Consider the following 278-nt stretch of genomic DNA (forward strand, 5'->3'; position numbering starts at 1 on the left):
TAGACTTGGTAGGCCATTACCCCACCAACTATCTAATCTAACGCGGGCCAATCCTTCACCGATAAATCTTTCACCCGAAGGGCGTATAAGGTATTACTCACCGTTTCCAGTGGCTATTCCTTAGTGAAGGGTATGTTCCCACGCGTTACTAACCCGTCCGCCGCTCCTCACCACAACCGAAGTTGGTGGGAAGCGCTCGACTTGCATGTGTTAGGCGTGCCGCCAGCGTTCGTTCTGAGCCAGGATCAAACTATCAAGTTGAAAAGATCTTGCGACCT

At 51.1% G+C, this 278-nt stretch carries 1 rRNA gene; it reads right to left on the reverse strand.

From position 1 onward, the window contains the following. Window positions 1–261 (reverse strand): 16S ribosomal RNA (locus tag AB9F29_RS22590); the annotation flags it as partial. Window positions 262–278: the final 17 nt, after the last annotated feature.

Origin of the sequence: Falsihalocynthiibacter sp. S25ZX9, assembly GCF_041205405.1 — a bacterium.
Taxonomy (GTDB): Bacteria; Pseudomonadota; Alphaproteobacteria; order Rhodobacterales; family Rhodobacteraceae; genus Falsihalocynthiibacter; species Falsihalocynthiibacter arcticus.